The organism is Fervidicoccaceae archaeon, assembly GCA_038878695.1.
GTDB lineage: Archaea > Thermoproteota > Thermoprotei_A > Sulfolobales > Fervidicoccaceae > JAVZVD01.
Window position 1 is genome coordinate 384168 of the sequence record JAVZVD010000001.1, and the last position, 17441, is coordinate 401608.

The 17441-nt window shown below is 58.3% G+C and carries 19 protein-coding genes and 1 rRNA gene; 14 read left to right on the top strand and 6 right to left on the bottom strand.

The annotated features are described in order from the left end of the window. Positions 1–22 precede the first annotated feature (22 nt). Positions 23–865 carry an HAD-IIB family hydrolase gene (locus tag QXU97_02185; protein MEM4035411.1) on the top strand — a complete coding sequence of 281 codons (843 nt, stop codon included), beginning with the start codon at positions 23–25 and terminating at the stop codon, positions 863–865. A gap of 7 nt (positions 866–872) precedes the next feature. Here QXU97_02185 and rrf read toward each other — a convergent pair. Continuing rightward, positions 873–991, bottom strand: a 5S ribosomal RNA gene (gene rrf / locus QXU97_02190). A 68-nt stretch (positions 992–1059) separates the two neighbouring features. Between rrf and QXU97_02195 the strand changes: the two genes are divergently transcribed. Next, the gene (locus QXU97_02195; protein MEM4035412.1) at positions 1060–1839 is read left to right on the top strand and encodes an HAD hydrolase family protein; all 780 of its coding nucleotides are present in this window, start codon (positions 1060–1062) and stop codon (positions 1837–1839) included. Here QXU97_02195 and QXU97_02200 read toward each other — a convergent pair. Then, positions 1744–2778, bottom strand: coding sequence for a homoserine kinase (locus tag QXU97_02200; GenBank protein MEM4035413.1), 1035 nt, complete (start codon positions 2776–2778; stop codon positions 1744–1746). The two genes, QXU97_02195 and QXU97_02200, sit on opposite strands and share 96 nt — an antisense overlap. A 103-nt stretch (positions 2779–2881) precedes the next feature. Then, positions 2882–3811, bottom strand: coding sequence for a DHHA1 domain-containing protein (locus tag QXU97_02205; GenBank protein MEM4035414.1), 930 nt, complete (start codon positions 3809–3811; stop codon positions 2882–2884). Between the two features lie 222 nt (positions 3812–4033). Between QXU97_02205 and QXU97_02210 the strand changes: the two genes are divergently transcribed. Next, positions 4034–5710 (top strand): radical SAM protein, encoded by a 1677-nt coding sequence (locus tag QXU97_02210; protein ID MEM4035415.1) that lies wholly within the window; start codon positions 4034–4036, stop codon positions 5708–5710. A 6-nt stretch (positions 5711–5716) separates the two neighbouring features. On the opposite strand, the gene QXU97_02215 is transcribed toward QXU97_02210, so the two are convergent. Continuing rightward, entirely contained in the window at positions 5717–5890 is a 174-nt protein-coding gene (locus QXU97_02215) for a 30S ribosomal protein S30e (GenBank protein ID MEM4035416.1), read from the bottom strand. Positions 5891–6034: 144 nt separating this feature from the next. Between QXU97_02215 and gatD the strand changes: the two genes are divergently transcribed. From gatD to QXU97_02255, 8 genes are all read left to right on the top strand, one after another. Beyond that, a complete protein-coding gene (gene gatD, locus QXU97_02220) occupies positions 6035–7342 on the top strand; it encodes a Glu-tRNA(Gln) amidotransferase subunit GatD (GenBank protein MEM4035417.1) in 1308 nt (435 codons plus the stop codon). Positions 7343–7348: 6 nt separating this feature from the next. After that, on the top strand, positions 7349–9271 hold the full coding sequence (gene gatE, locus QXU97_02225; protein MEM4035418.1) for a Glu-tRNA(Gln) amidotransferase subunit GatE: 1923 nt from the start codon (positions 7349–7351) through the stop codon (positions 9269–9271). A 159-nt stretch (positions 9272–9430) separates the two neighbouring features. Then, positions 9431–10669, top strand: coding sequence for a C/D box methylation guide ribonucleoprotein complex aNOP56 subunit (locus QXU97_02230; GenBank protein MEM4035419.1), 1239 nt, complete (start codon positions 9431–9433; stop codon positions 10667–10669). A gap of 6 nt (positions 10670–10675) precedes the next feature. Next, positions 10676–11377 (top strand): fibrillarin-like rRNA/tRNA 2'-O-methyltransferase, encoded by a 702-nt coding sequence (locus QXU97_02235; protein MEM4035420.1) that lies wholly within the window; start codon positions 10676–10678, stop codon positions 11375–11377. Beyond that, the gene (locus QXU97_02240; GenBank protein ID MEM4035421.1) at positions 11374–11835 is read left to right on the top strand and encodes a DUF61 family protein; all 462 of its coding nucleotides are present in this window, start codon (positions 11374–11376) and stop codon (positions 11833–11835) included. Before QXU97_02235 ends, QXU97_02240 begins: the two co-directional genes overlap by 4 nt. 8 nt (positions 11836–11843) lie before the next feature. Continuing rightward, a complete protein-coding gene (locus QXU97_02245; GenBank protein ID MEM4035422.1) occupies positions 11844–12818 on the top strand; it encodes a helix-turn-helix domain-containing protein in 975 nt (324 codons plus the stop codon). Beyond that, positions 12818–13387 carry a nucleoside-triphosphatase gene (locus QXU97_02250; protein ID MEM4035423.1) on the top strand — a complete coding sequence of 190 codons (570 nt, stop codon included), beginning with the start codon at positions 12818–12820 and terminating at the stop codon, positions 13385–13387. Before QXU97_02245 ends, QXU97_02250 begins: the two co-directional genes overlap by 1 nt. Positions 13388–13409: 22 nt before the next feature. Beyond that, positions 13410–14612 (top strand): hypothetical protein, encoded by a 1203-nt coding sequence (locus tag QXU97_02255; GenBank protein MEM4035424.1) that lies wholly within the window; start codon positions 13410–13412, stop codon positions 14610–14612. Here QXU97_02255 and QXU97_02260 read toward each other — a convergent pair. Beyond that, complete coding sequence (locus tag QXU97_02260) at positions 14547–14942, bottom strand: MarR family transcriptional regulator (protein ID MEM4035425.1); 396 nt, start codon at positions 14940–14942, stop codon at positions 14547–14549. The two genes, QXU97_02255 and QXU97_02260, sit on opposite strands and share 66 nt — an antisense overlap. An 83-nt stretch (positions 14943–15025) precedes the next feature. Beyond that, positions 15026–15829 (bottom strand): polyprenyl diphosphate synthase, encoded by an 804-nt coding sequence (gene uppS / locus QXU97_02265; GenBank protein ID MEM4035426.1) that lies wholly within the window; start codon positions 15827–15829, stop codon positions 15026–15028. Positions 15830–15915: 86 nt separating this feature from the next. Here uppS and yjjX point away from each other — a divergent pair, with 86 nt between their 5' ends. The 3 genes from yjjX to QXU97_02280 all read left to right on the top strand — a co-directional run bounded on the left by yjjX (position 15916) and on the right by QXU97_02280 (position 17294). Further along, positions 15916–16509 carry an inosine/xanthosine triphosphatase gene (yjjX, locus tag QXU97_02270; GenBank protein ID MEM4035427.1) on the top strand — a complete coding sequence of 198 codons (594 nt, stop codon included), beginning with the start codon at positions 15916–15918 and terminating at the stop codon, positions 16507–16509. Between the two features lie 81 nt (positions 16510–16590). Continuing rightward, the gene (locus QXU97_02275; GenBank protein MEM4035428.1) at positions 16591–16995 is read left to right on the top strand and encodes a 30S ribosomal protein S8e; all 405 of its coding nucleotides are present in this window, start codon (positions 16591–16593) and stop codon (positions 16993–16995) included. Next, on the top strand, positions 16992–17294 hold the full coding sequence (locus QXU97_02280) for a signal recognition particle subunit SRP19/SEC65 family protein (protein MEM4035429.1): 303 nt from the start codon (positions 16992–16994) through the stop codon (positions 17292–17294). Before QXU97_02275 ends, QXU97_02280 begins: the two co-directional genes overlap by 4 nt. Positions 17295–17441 lie beyond the last annotated feature (147 nt).

Consider the following 17441-nt stretch of genomic DNA (forward strand, 5'->3'; position numbering starts at 1 on the left):
CGGCTATGCGCGGTGCATCGATTTGCCCAAGCCTACGCTGATCTTCACCGACGTAGACAGGACTCTGTTGGGGCCTAGAGGAGAGCTAGACTCTCTTCGGAGCCTCTTAGAGAAGCTGCGCCTCCTCGGAGTGCCCGTGATCCCTGTGACCAGCAGGACCTCGGGGGAAGTTCTGTTGCTAATGAGAAGTTTACCCTTAGGATTCGTTGGGAGAGCTCGCGTGGCCGTGGTAGAGTCGGGGGGAGCGATACTTCTTTCGAGAGAGCTCGCGTGGCTCTCCGCCAAAGCGTCGAGGAACCCTACGCTACCGTCCGACTTCGCGGAGGTCCCACTGGCGAGGCCTCTGATCGAGATCGACAAGCTACTCGACGAGCTCCTGGCCGAAGCCGATTGCGTAGACGCGATCAGGTTCAGCAAAGCCGAGGCGAGAGAGATAGCCAGGGAAACGGGGATGAAGCTCGAGGAGGCGGAGCTCGCAAAAACACGGAGATACGATGAGGCGCTAATACTTAAGGACCCTGCGTGTCGGAGGAGGTTCCGCCTGTTGGCTCTTAAGGCGGGTTTGGAAGTCCTAGAAGGAGTCAAGATAATACACGTCGGCTCAGGCATAGGGAAAGGGAGGGCTCTCGCGTTTCTGTTGAGGAACCTTCTGCTCCTGGAGAAGAAACCTCTCGTAGTCTGCCTCGGGGACTCCGAGGCCGATCGACCCATGCTTGAGAGCTGCGACGTCTCAGTTCTAGTCCCGTGGCCGGATGGGAGCTACCGTGCTGACTTGAAGAAAGCGGTCTACATCAAGAGCCCCTTCCCCGCATCGCTCGGCTGGGCGTGGACTCTCGAGAAGCTCGTTCTACCGCGGATCACGTGAGAAGGCCCGGTCCCGGCTCGGGGCCCCTGCGAGCCCTCGCGGAGCTCACGGGGGCGCCCGACGCGGTCGGCTTAACTTCTGGGATCTGACGAGTCCAGGTGTTGCCCGACCGCTATGGCCGGGCCGGGCGGATCTCTCTTCGCCGGAGAGGTCTATTAAATTTCCCGCAGCGCAGACACGTGGAGGAGATAGGCTTGGACGAAAAGCTGAAGTTCATCGAGGTAGTAGCAGCTGACATAGACGGGACCATTACGAGGGACCGAAGCGGCTACGAGCTATCAATTGAAAGCATCGCGGCATCGCGCCTCCTCCGCCTAGCCGGCTTGGACTTCGTTTTGGTGACAGCGAACAGCCTTCCCGTGGCGTTAGGGCTCGGGCGCTATCTCGGCGCCTCGGGGGTCGTCGCGGAGAACGGATGCGTCGTAGCTCGAGTCGAGCCCTCGAGTGCACGCGACGTTGTCGTCGAATGCGAAGCGAGCGCTATCGATGTAGCTCGGGAGGCTGCCCTGGCTCATCCCGAAGCGCTCAGAGAGAGCTGGCAGAACATCTATCGCGAGTGCGACGCGGCTCTCATCGCGGAGAAGAGTACCAGCCTCGGTGCAGTCGTCGAACTCGTCGAGAGGTTTCTAAAAGGTCGCGGACTCTCCGGGCGTTATAAAATCTCGGCGAGCGGCTACGCGGTGCACATCACGCCGCGCGACTGCTCGAAGGCGCTAGGTCTCAAAAAGTACTTGGAGCTCGTCGGCTTGAGCTTGGAGAATGCCATGTGCATAGCCGACAGCGCCATGGATGTGGACTTCATAGCGGCTTGCGGGGTAGCCGTAGCGGTCTCGAACTCAGATGATGAGCTGAAGAAGGTGGCCCACTGGGTTACCGATTCACCCAGTGCTCGCGGATTCCTTGAGGCAATTGAGCGGCTGATCGAATTTAAGCTGTCGGTGCTCCGACAGAGCCCCTTCGGCCGGTCGCGTTAACCTCACCTCTATCGAAGAATAGTACCTCGACCACTTCGAGAGGATCTCGTCCGCCACCTCCTCTGCCCTCTCCCTGCTTGCGAGCGCGAAGACGGAGGGGCCTGCTCCGCTCAAGTTGAAGCCTAAGGCTCCACGCTTAAGAGCTCCCTCCTTGAGCTCCCAGTAGCCGCGCACGAATTTGGCTCGGGCCTTCTCTATTGGACCTCCGCAGCTCACGGCCCTGCCGACGAGAGCCAAGTCTCCACGCCTAAGGCCCTCGACGAACGAGGCTGCGCAACTCACCATCTCGACGACCTCGCCGAGCTCTATAGAGCTCGGCAGGATGCTCCTCATTACGCCGGTCTTCCCGAGCCCCTCGCCCTCCTCATAGTCGAGGGGGTCAAGCGGAGTCGCGATCACCACTACTAGGTCCTCGGGCCAGGGCACTCTCACAGGATTTGGCCTACCCGATCTGACTTCTCCCAAGACGACGAGACCTCCGAGCAAGGCGGCTGCTACATTGTCGTAATGGGGGCTCCCGCCGAGAAGCCCCTCGAGTCTCCCGCAAAGTGCTACGAGCTTGCGGCGATCCTCCGCCGCTTCGGTGGCGTGAGCTACGAGGGAGGCAACAGCCGCTATTGTGGCAGCAGACGACCCGAGCCCTCGCGCTATCGGCACGCCCTTCTCTAAACGGAGTTTGACGAGCAGTCGAGAAAGATCGAGCCCCAGCTCTCGAGAGAGCTCTAGCAAAGAGAGATAAGCCAAATTCTTCTCACGCGACGGGAGCCCCCCGGCCCATTCGCCTCTCACTTCAAGCTCGACGCGAGGAACGTCGTTCTCAAGCAGCTCGAGACATGCCACGTCCCAGTACGCGTCCACGGCGAGCGCGGCTACGTCGAAGAGGCATCCCAAGTTCGCGATAGATGCAGGAGCTCGCGTGCAGGCGGAGAATAACTTCAAGCGAGTCTATCCTCCGCCGTGAGGTATGACTACTAGCTGGCTAAAAGCTAGGCGTCTCCTCGCAAGCTTAGCTGCGTTGCGGCGGCTCGCCGCTGACCCCTCATCACCTCTTCGGCTTCAATATCCTCGAGAAGAGAGAAACTATGTGGTCTCTAGCACTCTTCGCGCTCTCTATACTTAATCTCGCCCCAGCGGCGCGCTTGTGACCTCCTCCGCCCATCAATCGAGCTAGCGTCGAGACGTCGAACTTGTCGCTCCTCATGCTGACCCCCCTGCCATAGATGAAGACGTAGAGGTCGGCTTTCCTTTTCAGACCCTCCTCGAGGAATCTGTGGAGGTCGCTCGGATGGACCCTCTGATCAGGATACGCGAAGAGCAGCACAGTGTCGTCAAGGACCACGGTCTCCGAGGATTTAGCTGCCTCTGCGAGCAGCTTCTCGTAGTCTCTACGGATCTTCTCGTGCTTCTCTTCGGCCCAATCGGGCCAGAGTATACCATCTAGCCACGCCTCGAGGGCCCTGTACCTGAGGTCCCACCCCTCCCACCTCAACAGGACCCTCCACTTTGGCGTGAGAGGCAACTTGTTCGAGAAACTGTCATCGTCTATGGCCATTCTAACTAGGATATCGTGGAACTCGTCGAGGAGAGCCCCATGAAGGAGCTCGCGCTTGACCAACTCAGCCGTGCAACTCGCGGTGGGATCGACGACGAGCTTCACATTAGGAAGGCTCGAAGCGAGCTCTAAGAGGTCAATCGGCCACTCGTGGTGATCTATTATAACCAGGCCGCGTCCGCGGGAGCGAGCCCTCTTCAAGATCTCGCGCAGAGCCTCTGCGTCGGGGTTGAGGTCTAAAACGAAGATGCGACCTACGCCCGCCTTGAAGAGCTCTTTGACGAACTTCTCCACGCTCCCTGTGCTTGAGAGCCTTATGTTAGAGGGGTCTACGTTGAGGTAGCGGGCCACTAGCACGGCTGAGGCTAGGCCGTCGATGTCCCAATGAGATATTATGCCCTCGGGCCTCGCTGAGTCCATTCCTTGCTACCTCGAGGGGCCGAGCCCTGACGGTGACTTAGTAATAAAAGAGAGGAGCGGATATGTAAACGTAACCTAAGCCGTGGCCGAGAGTAGCTGAGCGATCGAGAAGGCGCGCGGGAGTGATGAGCGCGGGGGACTCCGGACGCTCACTAGGGCTATGACGCTTCCGGTGGTAGCCTCTGACTCGCGCGCTCGAGCGAGGCTAGTCCCGGTGAGAGCTTGCTAGACGGTGTCGCCTTGGTCGACGCGCTGGCCGTGGGAGTCGAGAGAAGGCTCAGCACGGTCGACTTCATAGGAGCGGGTCCCAGGACCGTGGCGGGGGTGCTCGAGGCCGCGGGAGTGCGCACGCTAATCGTGCCGGCAGAGGTGGTGTTTGAGAAGCCGAGAGTCCTCGAAGATTTCTCGGTTCTCTTCGTGAGCGGTATGATCACGGACCTACCTGCCGTCAAAAGAGTCATGAGAATCTGGAAGAGGCGCGGAGGGCCCATAATAGTTGGAGGCCCCATCTCGAGCGCGGGACCTCGGCTTCTCGCTCTCGGAGCCGATGTCGTCGTTTTCGGCGAGGCCGAGGGCACGCTAGTCGAGCTCCTTAACAAGACGAGCCTGCTTGAGGGTCGAGTTATTCCTGAGGAGTTAGCGGAGATACGCGGCCTGATGTTCTCGCGCGGAGGAGAGGTCTTCTTCACGGGCAGGAGGCCCCCCCTCTCTTCTCAGGAGCTCGCCTCGTTACGGCCATCGACCGAGCTGATAAGATGTTATCCGCGCTTCTGGGCCAACCGCGTCTACGTGGAGGTCACGCGGGGTTGCAGTAATGCGAGGATCTCCCCGGCCTCACTGCTGCGGGGTCGCCCCTATCCCGGTTGCGCCTACTGCGGAGTAGTAGCCACGTGGGGCCCCTCTAGGAGCATCCCTCTCGATAGAATAAAGCGAGACATCGAGGGGCTGATCGATGAGGGGGTCAGGCGCATAGTGCTTGGAGGCTCCGACTTCCTTGATTACGGGCGAGGGGATCTTCTCGAGGACCCTCGCCATCCTCCCCCTAATCTCGAGGCAGTGGGGAGGCTGCTGGAGGAGGTATTCTCCATCCCCGAGGTCGCAGTCGGCGAAGTAACCGTGATGATCGAGAACCTCAAACCGTCTACGCTCAACGAGGAGGCGGCCACGCTGCTCGGGTCGTACCTCAGGGGCACCTCAGTCAATTTGGGTATCGAGACCGGGGACGAATCGCTGTCGAAGAGCTTAGGCAGACCCTTCACCGTGGAGGAAGCCATCAGGGCGGTGAGCTTGTTGCTGCGAGAGGGCATGAAGCCCCACGTCTACTTGATCTATGGGTTGCCGGGACAGACTCGAGAATCCGTCGAGGCTACGCTCTCGCTAATCGATAAGCTCGAGGCTATGGGCGTCGAGAAGATAACTCTCTACAGATTTACGCCCTTGCCTCGCACCGGACTAGAAGACGCCGAACCAGGGAGACCCGAGGATCCTCTAAACAGAGTGCTCATAAAGAGGGTGCGCGCTTTCAACGTTAAGGCTAAGAAGAGAATGATTGGCGAGAAGCTGAATGTGATCGTAGCGGCTAAACTGAGAGGCCGTTACATCGCGTATCCCGTCAAGCACGGCCCTGTCGTAGAGATCCCAGAAAACGACTCACCCAAAGAGATCTTGGGACGCCGCGCGAAGGTCCTGATCACCGATATCGTCACGGATAGAATGCTAAGGGGTAGCGTGATTACCGTGGGAAGGCCTGTCGCGAGAGAAGACATTTGGACTCGCTTTCTCGGGAGCGAGCGCGCATCGCTCCCACCCGAACCATCAGACCGGACTCGTGAGTTGAAGAGAAGACGCCCTATTCGAGGACACGACGCGCGAACTCGCGGAGGAGTAAGGAGAACTTAAGGAGAACTAAATCATCTCGACTCTCTCGCCTCGAGGCGATAGCACTCTCACGATGTACTCTAGCTTGTTCCTCACTCTCGGGGGCTTATTCTTCCTCCCCTTGGACGGAATTTTCGGAGTCTGACTTCTCACCTTTCCAGCCTTCGTTAGAGAGCCGTGACTGGGCACGGGCTTCACCATGTGGAAGAAGGGAGAAAGAGGATTAAAAACGTCAGGAACGCCTTCCCGCCGCGCGCTTATTAGAAGGTTTCCTAGACCCTTGGAATGTAGATCTCTTCTCAGGCGGGGCGATAACGTGTGGGAGGGGGGCCGGCGACGCCAGAATTGCTAAGGCCCGGAGCTCGCGTTAGGATACGCACAAAGAAGGGGCTCACGCTCGAGGGCCTCGTCCTGCCCAGGTACGAGCTCTACTCGAAGGAACATATCACGCTGAAGCTTGACAATGGCTACAATGTGGGAGTCAAGCTCGAGGATATCGTGGAGGTGAACCCCATTGAGTCGCGCCCGAGTGTCGGTTCAGCTTACGGAGAGGTGATAGCCGAGCTGCCGAAAGTAGCGAAGGAATTGCCCGAAGTCCTCGTCGTGGGGACGGGGGGCACGATAGCGAGCAGAATAGACTACGAGACCGGCGGCGTGAAGCCAACCCTCTCTGCAGAGGAGTTGATGCGAGCTCTGCCCGAGCTCGCGGAGATAGCGCGACTCGAGACGATCTCTCTCTTTAACATACTTAGTGAGAACATGGAGCCGAGGCTCTGGAGCGAGCTAGCCGAGCGCATACTCGATGAGCTGGAGAAAGGCGATGCGGCCGGCATAGTCGTGACGCACGGGACCGACACTATGGCCTACACGGCGGCGGCTCTGAGCTTCGCGCTTCGGCGGCTCCCTGCGCCGATAGCGTTAGTGGGTGCGCAGAGAAGCAGCGACAGGCCCAGCAGCGATGCCGCCCTGAATATGCTGTCTGCTGTACTCTATGCGTTGAGCGACTTCGGCGAGGTCGCAGTAGTAATGCATGGGGAAATCGGAGATACGTACGCTCTGGCCCATAGGGGGGTCAGAGTGAGGAAGATGCACGCGAGCAGGAGAGACGCCTTCCAATCCATAGGCTCGAGGCCTCTAGCTAAGATATTCCCCCTGGAGAAGCGCGTGATGCCTCTACGCAGCGACTACGCGAGGAGAGCTCCCCGCGGCCTCTTAGAGGCTCGAACGCGATTCGAGGAGAAGGTGGCTCTCGTTAAGTATTATCCTGGCATGAGCTCAGAGCTCCTAGATTTCCTGGTGGACCGCGGATACCGGGGCGTGGTGATAGAGGGCACGGGGATGGGTCACGTCGCGGAGAGGCTCGTGCCTTCGGTGAGGAGAGCCGTAGAGCAGGGCACTGTGGTGGTCGTGGCCACGCAGTGCATCTTCGGCTCGGTCGACCTCTACGTCTATAGCACTGGGCGCAAGCTCTTAGAGGCCGGCGCTATGCCGGCCGGCAACATGCTGGCCGAGACCGCTTACGTGAAGCTCTCGTGGCTCCTTGGCAACTTAAATGACGAGAGAGAGGTGGTAGCACTCTTCCGAGAGAATCTCGTTGGCGAGTACGAACCGAGAGAGCTCACATCGTATTTCCCTCGATGGGACCACGGGTGAGAAGTCTTGGACTTCAGAGCTCTCGGTTTGAGAGTAGGGCTCGAGATACATCAACAGCTCGCCACGCGCTCAAAGCTATTCTGCAATTGTCCAACCGAAGCGCACTCCGAAGGCGCCGAGAGTTCATTTGAGCGAAGGCTCCGCCCTACTCCCAGCGAGTTGGGCGAGGTCGACGTAGCAGCGTACTTCGAGTGGAAGAGGGGCAGAATCTACGTTTACCGCGCTCCAGAGCAGTGCTCGTGCCTGGTCGAGGCCGACGAGAAGCCCCCCCACCTCCTCAATAGGGAAGCCCTGTTGGTGGCCCTGGGCGTCGCCAAGGCCCTAGGCGCTGTGCCCGTCGACGAAATACACGTCATGAGGAAGATCGTCATAGACGGCTCGAACACGACCGGCTTCCAAAGAACGGCTCTCGTGGCAATCGGCGGGAGCATAGAGGTCGGTGGCAAGAAAATCGGAATACAGACCATCTGCTTGGAGGAGGACGCGGCGAGAAAACTCGAGGAAGGAGGACGCGTAGCCCAATACTCTCTCGACAGGCTCGGCATACCTCTGGTGGAGATATCCACGGCTCCTGACATAGAGACCCCAGAGGAGGCTGAAGAGGTCGCCCTGAAGCTTGGGCAGCTCTTAAGATTGACCGGGCGCGTCAGGCGAGGGATAGGCACGATAAGACAGGACCTCAATGTGTCCTTACGAAATGGAGCTAAGGTAGAGATCAAGGGGGTCCAAGAACTTAGGCTCCTCTCTAAAGTCGTTCGCAACGAGGCGCTGAGGCAGAAGAAGCTCTTGGAGATAAGAGAAGAACTCGAGAGGAGAGGGCTCTCGGTCAACGATTTGAAATACGAGCCCGTCGATCTCACGGAAGCTCTTAGGTTGAGCGGGAGCAAGCTCGTTAAGAGGCTTCTATCTGGCGATGGAGTTAGAGCGTTCGGCCTGAGACTCCCTAAAATGAGGGGGATACTAGGCGTGGAGATTCAGCCGGGGAAGAGATTCGGGGCCGAGGTGGCCGACTACGTTAGGTTCTGGAGCGGAGCTGGCGGGTTATTGCATCGAGACGAGTTACCGGGCTACGGAATAAGCGAGGAGGATGTGCGGAGACTTTGCAAGGCTCTGGGGGCCTCCGAAGAAGACTCCTTCGTCGTGGTGATAGATGAGGCGTGGAGGGCCCTCGAGGGCTTGAGAGCGGCGCTCGAGCGCCTGAGGATGGCTTTCGAGGGAGTCCCGCGCGAGACGAGAATGGCAGAGCCGGACGGCACGACGCGCTACATGAGACCTCAGCCGGGAGCTGCCAGGATGTACCCGGAGACCGATGTGCCTCCTATAGTCGTCACGGAAGAGCTCCTGAGAGAGGCCGAGAAGTACAAGCCCGTCGACCCCGGCGTTAAGCTGAGAGAGCTCGTCGAGCTCTATGGACTGAGCTGGCAATTAGCGGAGCAGCTCCTGCTCGACGAGAACCTACAACTCGCGGAGGAGCTCATGAGGATGTTCAGAGGCAGAGTCGATCCTACTCTCGTGGCTGCTATGTTCGTCAACACTCTCAGGGCACTCCGAAGAGAGGGCGTTCCCGTAGACTCTCTAGAGGTCAAGCACTACGTAGAAGCCCTCGAGCTCGTCGCGAGCGGCAAGATCGCTAAGGAGGCTCTGCCAATGCTTCTCGAGGCCCTCGCCAGGAGCCCCGGGCGCAGAGCCGAGGACGTAGCGTCCGAGCTCGGATTGAAGGCCCTATCGTTCGAGGAACTCGAGCGACTGGTCGATAGAGTAATCGAGGAGAACTTAAGCCTTATCATAGAGCGTGGAGAAGCTAGCGCTAAACTCGTAATAGGCAAAGTGATGACTCTGGCTAGGGGCAGAGCCGACGGCAAGATCGTAGCCGAGCTCGTCAGGAGCAGAATTGCGCGCATCGCTGATTCCAGATCTCGAGCTGCCTAGTGTCTGATTAAGCGCATCAGCCAAATGCCTTCTCATCAAGAGTTATTTTCAGTGACGGGAGTACTCTTCATCTGCGCAGCTCCCGAGGAGTAGCACAATAATTTATTCCGGAGCTCCCTAAAAGGCTCGCGCGAGTCGTGCTCGAGCGGTGTCACGAGCTTGGGCAAGCTCTTCCTGCTACACCATGTCGTGGGGACGTTCCTGCTAGACGAGCGAGGAGAGATAGTAAAGGGTTTCCTAGCCGTTAAGGACATTGATGAGAACGTCGAGCAGAATCTGAAACTAGAGAGCGGGTCGGATGAGCTCCCCGCCTCGCTCTCGAGAGTTTTCGAGGAGCTTAGCGCAGATTCGACGTATGTCGTAGAGACAGAGCAGTTAGCTAGACTGCTTTCGAGGCGTGGCGCAGCGGGAGTAGAGGTTGACAGAGGCGCTGAGCCTTTCAGGAGGTTCCGCGAGCGCGTCGCAGATATCGCGGTGGAGCTCGGGTTCGTGAGAAGCAGAGAAGAATATTACGAGTACATGAGGGCTTTCCTAACGGAGCTCGCGCGAAGAAAGCTACGAGCTGCGGCTAGAAGGAGAGACCTGCTAGCTGCTCAGAGCATAAGGGCTATCGATGACCTCGATAAGACGTTCAATCTCTTCGCCACTAGGCTGAGAGAGTGGTATGGTGTGCACTTCCCGGAACTTGATGAGCACATTCCTAAGCACGAGCAGTACATAGAGCTCGTTTACGAGCTAGGACATCGCGAGAACTTCACGATCGAAAAGCTCGAGAGGCTTGGCGTGCCGAGATCGAAGGCCGAGAAGATAGCAGAGGCGGCTCGAAACAGCATAGGAGCGGACCTAAGCGACTTTGACATAGAGCCGATAAAGGTCATGGCTGAGATAGCTCTCACGATGTATAATCTACGTCAGCGCCTGGCGGACTACGTCGAAGCCGTTATGAGAGAAGTAGCCCCGAACGTCACGGCGCTGGTGGGAGGGCTGCTCGGCGCCAGATTAATAAGCTTGGCCGGAAGCCTCGAGGATCTCGCGAAGCTTCCGGCCAGCACTATTCAGGTCCTCGGCGCGGAGAAGGCACTCTTCCGGGCCTTGAGGACAGGCACAAAGCCACCAAAGCATGGCGTGATCTTCCAATATCCCGAGATCCACAGGAGCCCGAGGTGGCAAAGGGGAAAAATAGCCAGAGCTCTCGCCGGCAAGCTCTCCATAGCAGCCAAGGTCGACGCATTTACGGGTAGGCTCGTCGGCGAGAAGCTTGTTGAGGACCTGAAGAAGAGGATCGAGGAGATCAAGCGGCTCTACCCGAAACCCCCACTCAAGAAGGAGGTCGCAGGACCTCTGCCTCCTAAGAAGGAGAAGGAAAAGAAGAGAGAGACAAGAAGACCGCGTAGGTGAGATCGCGTGAGCCTCCCCGTGAGGGTCTCAGAGCACCCGCTCAATAGGCACATATACGTTGTGGAGTTGGAAGACGGTAGCTCGAAGCTGGCTACGCTCAATATGGTTCCTGGTAAGAGAGTCTACGGCGAGAAGCTCTACAACATCGCCGGCAACGAGTATAGAGAGTGGGTTCCGTATAGGAGCAAGCTCGCGGCTGCTATACTCCGCGGCATAAGGAGCGTTCCGCTGAGAGAGGGCGACAAGGTCCTTTACTTGGGAGCGGCAGCTGGCACCACGGTGAGTCACGTAAGTGACGTGGTCGGCAAGAGCGGGAGAGTCTACGGCGTGGAGTTCGCCCCTAGAGTAATGAGAGATTTCCTGCTCGTAGTGCGTGATAGAAGCAACGTGCTCCCCATATTCGCTGATGCGAGAAAGCCGTGGGAGTATGCGCATCTCCTAGAGCTCGTCGATGTCCTCTACGTGGATGTAGCACAGCCCGAACAGGCCTCTCTGACCGCAGACAACGCTCACCACTTCTTGAAGCCCGGCGGTAAATTGTTCTTCGCTATAAAGGCGAGGAGCATAGATGTGACGCAGGAGCCGACGGAGGTCTATAAGCGCGAGATCGATACGCTGAAGCGCGGAGGCTTCGAGATAATCGACGTGGTTCACTTAGAGCCTTACGACAAGGACCACGCCATGGTCCTCGCGGAGTATCGGGGATGAGCTCACACGGTTTTAGGGACCGGGGGGAGGCGGGCGAAGTCGAGGCTTCCGTTCGCGAATACAAATATCTCGAGTTGCTTTTTGCTCATGAGTCTAGGAACTTATTCGCGGAGCCTCTGAAGAGGAGGCCCCTGAGCGAGCTCAGCGGGGACGAGGACGTGGTCGTACCCCTCGACAACGGCTCCCAGCTGTTGATCTCGAGACACGAGGTGAGAGCACTCAAGCTCAGAGTGCCCAAGTATCTACACGCGAAGCTCACATTACCTCTACATCTAAAATTAATTAGTACTCATCCTCTCAAACTAAAAATAGCAGGAGACTTGTGGCAGAGGAGGGTCATTTGGTACCTGCTGAGGGGGGAGCTACGCTGGGAGGTCGAGGACACGGTGAGCGAGTCAGAGTTCGTGAGGCTCCTCCGGGAGTTCCCCACTGCTCTCCACCTTAGCCTTGAGAGGTGAGCCGCACCTTGGCACCGCAAGGTCGCGTAAAGAGAATAGAACGTGCGCTGAGCGAGCTGGTGGAGGAGCTAGCCTCCGAGGCAAAGGGAAAACTTGAGAGGCATGGCTACTCCGTCGTGATGTTGGAGAGCCCGCGCTCCTCGGCCAATAGAAGCATAGATCTCCTTGCTTCGGGCGGCGAGAGAAGACTCCACGTCAAGGTGACGCTCGACGCAGAGAGCCTCGACCAGAGGGATCTGGGAGACTTAGCTGGCTTCGCGAGGACGATCAGATCGGCCCCGCTCGTGGTCTGTGAGTACGTCGGGAGGATAGATGTTCACGATGACGTGATCTACGAGCGGGGGGGAGTGCCGGCGGTCAGCATAAGTACTCTCGACCCTCTACTGCGAGGCGACAGGTCGCTCTACGTGATAGGTAGGCGAGCGAACTTTTATGTGAGAATAGATGGAGAGAAGCTTAGAGAAAAGCGAGAGGAGCTCGGCCTCAGCCTCGGCAGAGTTGCCGACGCCTTAGGGGTATCCAGAAAGGCCGTGTATGAATACGAGCGTAATGCCTTCGACGTCGAAATCGAAGTGGCCGAGAAGCTCGTCGAACTGTTCGGCGAAGATATCACGAAACCGTACAGGCTCTTCGACGAGGAGGAGTGGCCGAAGCTCCCTCGCTCGCTCGAGCCCGATAATAAGCTAGAGAAGAAAGTCCTGGAGATGCTGAGCCCAAGAGGGGTGACTTATCACGCCAAGAAGACTTTCGCGGACGTGCTGATGACCACGCGCTCAAAGAGATTGATCATAACAATTGAACACTCGAAATCTAGTTCCACGATAGAGGAAAAGATCAACGAGTTAAGGAAGCTCCGCGGCATGGACGACATATGCAGGGTAGTCGTCTCTAGGAAGGAGAGCGCGAGCGAGAACGAAATATTGTATGTAACCGAGGACACAATGGACAAGCTGAAGACGTTGCTAGATGAGGAAGAACTCTAGTGAGAGGGCTCCTCGCCTCGAGCGGCATACTCATCACGGGTCCTCCCAGAAGCGGCAAGACCTCTCTCGTCATAGAGGCGACGTCTCTCGCCAAGAGCTTAGGCCTAAGAGTGATCGGATTCTTCGCCCCGGAGGTTAGAGAGGGGAGCTCGAGGATAGGCTTCAATATTGAGACGGTGAGCGGAGACGCCGTTCCGCTGGCTCGTAAGAGCCCGGCTCAGCCTTGGGGCATTCGATTCGGCTCTTACTATGTGAACCCGGGAGCCAAGGTAGTCTTCGAGGAGCTGCGGAGAGCCCTAGAGGCGGGATGCGATCTGCTGGTTATCGACGAGATAGGACCCATGGAGCTGCTGGTGCCCGGAGCTCGCGAGCTCTTCCGTGAGGTCCTCTCGAGGAGGAATCTCAATCTGCTCGGAGTAATTCACAGGAGGCTATCGAGTTACGACAGAGAGCTCTATAAGCTCGCGCTCGCTTACAAAATTTACGACACCGCTCTACATCCGAGAGAGCTCGTAGCGTCCGAACTCTCTTCTTGGATTAGATCTCTGGCTTTCGCGGGGACTCGCTGAGACGGCCGGGACGTTCGAGATGTTGAGTAGAAGAGAAGAAGCTTCGATCAGCCTAGACGCGCTCAGAGTAATCGAGGAGGGGAAAGTGAAAGTGTTGGCGCCAGCGTTGGAGCTCTACGTGAGGCCCAATGGCGTGCCGGAGCCCGCTTGGGCCCCGGTCTTCTATAATCCGGCGATGACTGATAATCGTACTCTCACGGTCCTACTGGTGAGGTGTTCGCGAGCACTAGGCCAACGCGTCGAGACCTTCGTGGAGCCTCTCGCGGGGATCTGCGTCAGATCCGTGCGCGCTCTTATCGAGGGAGGAGCGGAGACGGCCTACGCTTTTGACGCGAACCCCCTGGCTGTTTATTTGTGTCATAAGGCGTCTCAACTCAACAAGCTCGTCGGCAGACTCTTACCCGAGAGGGTTGACGCGAACGAGGGGCTTCTGCGGTTAGACAGCGAGGGCGTGCGGGTAGACGCGGTCGACTTGGATCCCTTCGGGTCCCCCATCTACTACGTAGCGAGCTCCGCCAGAGCTCTGGGACGAGGCGGTCTACTAATAGCCACGGCGACGGACCTCGGGTGCCTCGAGGGAAAGTACCCGGAGACTGCGCGCAGAAGATACGGTCTCAGGGTCAGGAGGACCGATTATTCCAAGGAGGTTGCTGCTAGAGCGCTCGTGGCGGCAATGATCAGGCAGCTCGCCGCATTGGAGCGAGGAGCGAGGCCTGTCCTCGCCTACTACGAAAAGCACTACGTGAAGATCGCTCTCTCGGTGAGGCACAGCAGAGGAGAAGCCTCTGCCTCCCTCGAGGAGACGGGGTATTTGTGTCTCGATGAGAGCGGATACCCTGAGGCGCTGGCTAGGTCTCCCTCCGAGTGTGACCAGCGAGAGTACATGGGCCCCCTCTGGTTAGGGCCCATCTATCATTCGAGCCTCCTGAAAGAGCTCTGCAGCGTCGGAGAAGCTGAAGTCTCGCCGAGACTGAGAAAAGCCTTGAAGCTAATCGAGTCCGAGGCCTCGGTGAACAGCCCCTTCTATTACAAGTTAGACTCTCTGTGCTCTCGATACTCCATTGGGAGCATGCCGTCGCCAGACGTTGTCGTGGTGAAGCTCAGAGAGATCGGCTACTCGGCTAGCAGAACGCACTTCGACCCCGTGGGAGTGAAGACCTCAGCTCCTCTGAGCGACGTTCTGCGAGCTATCCGCGAGGCTCAACTCTCTCAGCCATCTGCTTAGGGTCGAGCAAGTCGCAGGGGAAAGTCTAGGGTTCTGCGAGCAGTCAAAGAGGTGCTTGCAAGAAAAGCAGGGCGTCATCGAGACGAGCTCGAGATTGACTGAGACGATTTGACCGTTCATTCTCCTAGAGGCCATGAGCTTGTACGTCCGTTTGCCGTTTTCGACGTAGGGCTCTCTCCTGAGCAATCCCAGCCTCTCTAGCTTCCTGACGACTCTGCTGACTTTCTTGGAATCCGAGCCTAAGACCTCGCGGAGAGCGAATTGCGTCACGGGGCCCTTCTCATTTAAGATCCTCAGGACCTCTAGCTCTAAATCCGTCAGATCCTCCATGGCCTACCCCGTTGAGGCTCTCGCGAGTTCGAGGATCCCGCTCCCGAGACGAGAATATCCGCCCGCTCATATTAAGGTGAGCCCTAAGAGCCGAACCTCCTCTCCCTCTGCTGAAACGACCTGACGGCTCTCCACAGGTCTATCTTGCGGAAGCTCGGCCAGTACACGTCCGCAAAATAGAGCTCCGAATATGCGAGTTGCCAGAGCAGGAAGTTGCTTATCCTCTCCTCGCCGCTCGTTCTAATCACGAGGTCGGGATCGGGAGCCTCGCTCGTGAAGAGGTACTCGCGGAAAAGATCCTCGTCTATTCTCTCGCATTCCACTCTGCCAGAGAGCGCGTCGGCCACGAGCCTCCTCACCGCGTCGATTATCTCGTCTCTGCCTCCATAGCACAGAGCCACGTAGAGCACTCCACCATCGTTCGAGGCCGTCTTCTCTTCGACGAGCTCCGCCACCCTTCTAACTTCATCGGGCACGAGCGAGAGCCTCCCAATGACCCTCACCTTTAATCTCTTCTCCCAGACTTCGCGGCTCTCAAGCAGCTCCTCGAGGCCCTGCTTGATTATCGAGAAGAGATGTTCGCGCTCTTCGGGCTTTCTTCTCGTGCAGTTCTCCTTCGACATGGCGTATATGGTCACATACTTCACGCCTAGCTCGTCGAGCCAGCGCATGACCTCGCGCATCTTCTTGTAGCCCTCCACGTGACCGAAGACGGCGCTCCACCCGCGCTCCTTTGCCCAACGCCTGTTGCCGTCCGGTATTATCGCAACGTGGCGCGGCACAGGTCCTTGCTTTATCTGTCTCCAGAGCCAGAGTTCGTATAGCTTATAGAGGGGAGCCAGGACCGCCCTCAGCGACTTGAACCTCGCCCCGACCCCGGCGCTCATTTACTCCACGCGAGCTATGGGCTCTCTCGGGAGAAGGAAAAAAGCCTCTGCTCGGCGGAGAAGATGATCGGCCGGAGGGGAGGGCGTTGAGCTGCGAGAAGAAGCTCGTGGCTGTCGGCACCACGAACAGGTCCAAGCTGCTCGGCGTGGCCAGGGCGTGGAGACTCTTCGGTCCGGCAGAGCTCGTGGCGATAGACCCCGGATCTCCTGTGAGTCCTCAGCCGCTCGGATGGAGCGAGGTAGTGACGGGCTCTCTTGCCAGGGCTCGGCGAGCTCTCGAGAAGGTGAGCGATGCATCATTCGGGGTGGGCCTGGAGGCCGGGCTCGTGCCAGCCCCCGTCCCTACGGGCTATCTCGAGGTGCAGGTCGCGGTGATCGTCGACGATCAGGCTAGGGTCTCCGTGGGCACCAGCGCTGGTTTCGAGATCCCTCACGAGATGCTAGGGAGAGTCTTAGGGCTCGAGGAGCTGGGCGCGGTGGCGGAGAGGGAGCTGAGAAGGAGAAACATAGGCGAGAGGGTAGGTCTGATAGGATACCTCACGCGGGGCTCTATGACGAGGGCGGATCTAGCTTTTCAGGCCACGCTGAGCGCTCTCATCCCGCGCCTCAGGCCCGACCTCTACCCGGCCCTTCCAACCGTGGGAGAGTACGAGGCGCAGCTGAGAGAGAACTTCTTCTGAGAGCAGAGAGTAGGGTCCTCCTAATTAATCCCTCCCGAATTCACTTCACGCAGACTCGGGGGAGTTGGAGGAGCGAGTGGCTTGAGCGTATACCAAGGCAGAGATTCTAAGAAGCCCTCGGGGGGCCTGAGGAGGAGGCCTTACAAAGTTAAGCGCAAGCATGAGCTCGGGCGCTTCCCTACGCACACCACGGTCTCGAGAGAGCACGTTGTCGTGGCTCAGAGAGTGCGAGGCGGAAACTTGAAGCTCAGAGTCAAGAAGGCCAGCGTGGCGGTGGTGTCTGATCCCAGGACCGGCGAGAGCAGGGTCGAGAGGATTCTCAGAGTAGTTGAGACGCCGTCTAACAGAGAGCTGGCGAGGTACGGCGTGATAGTCAAGGGCTCTATCATCGAGGTGGAGAGCGGGCTAGCCGTGGTCACCTCGAGACCTGGGCAGGACGGCGTGGTCAACGCTGTTCTGCGAAGCGAGCGGGGACTCGCTCGTTGAGCTCGAGGAAGTACAGAGGAGAGCGCATATGCATTTGGCTCGCGAGTCTCGATTCAAAGCTGAGTCGAGGTCGGGGACGCAAGATCTCATTGAATAAGTCCGTGCCAAGGCCCTCGCTGACTGAGCTAGTGGAGGCGGCTAAAGCCCTCGGTCTGGATCCCGTCGTCGAGGAGAAGCGATACCCGAGGGCGTGGATGAAGGTCGGGAGGGTCTGCGTCAAAAAGCTCGGGCGAAGGAGCGAGATTCTTGCTGCGCTAGCCAATAAGATAAAGGAGATGAGGGGGACGGCCCGCGGCTGATTAATAAGAAGCCGAGCTGGGGATTGCCGAGGACGGCCTAATAGCCGACGCAGAAGCCTGAGACGCTCTCGCTAACCGGGTAGAGGCTGAGGAAAGTAATACGTGCAGCTTCTCTTAAATCGCAGGCTACGACTGCGATAGACACCG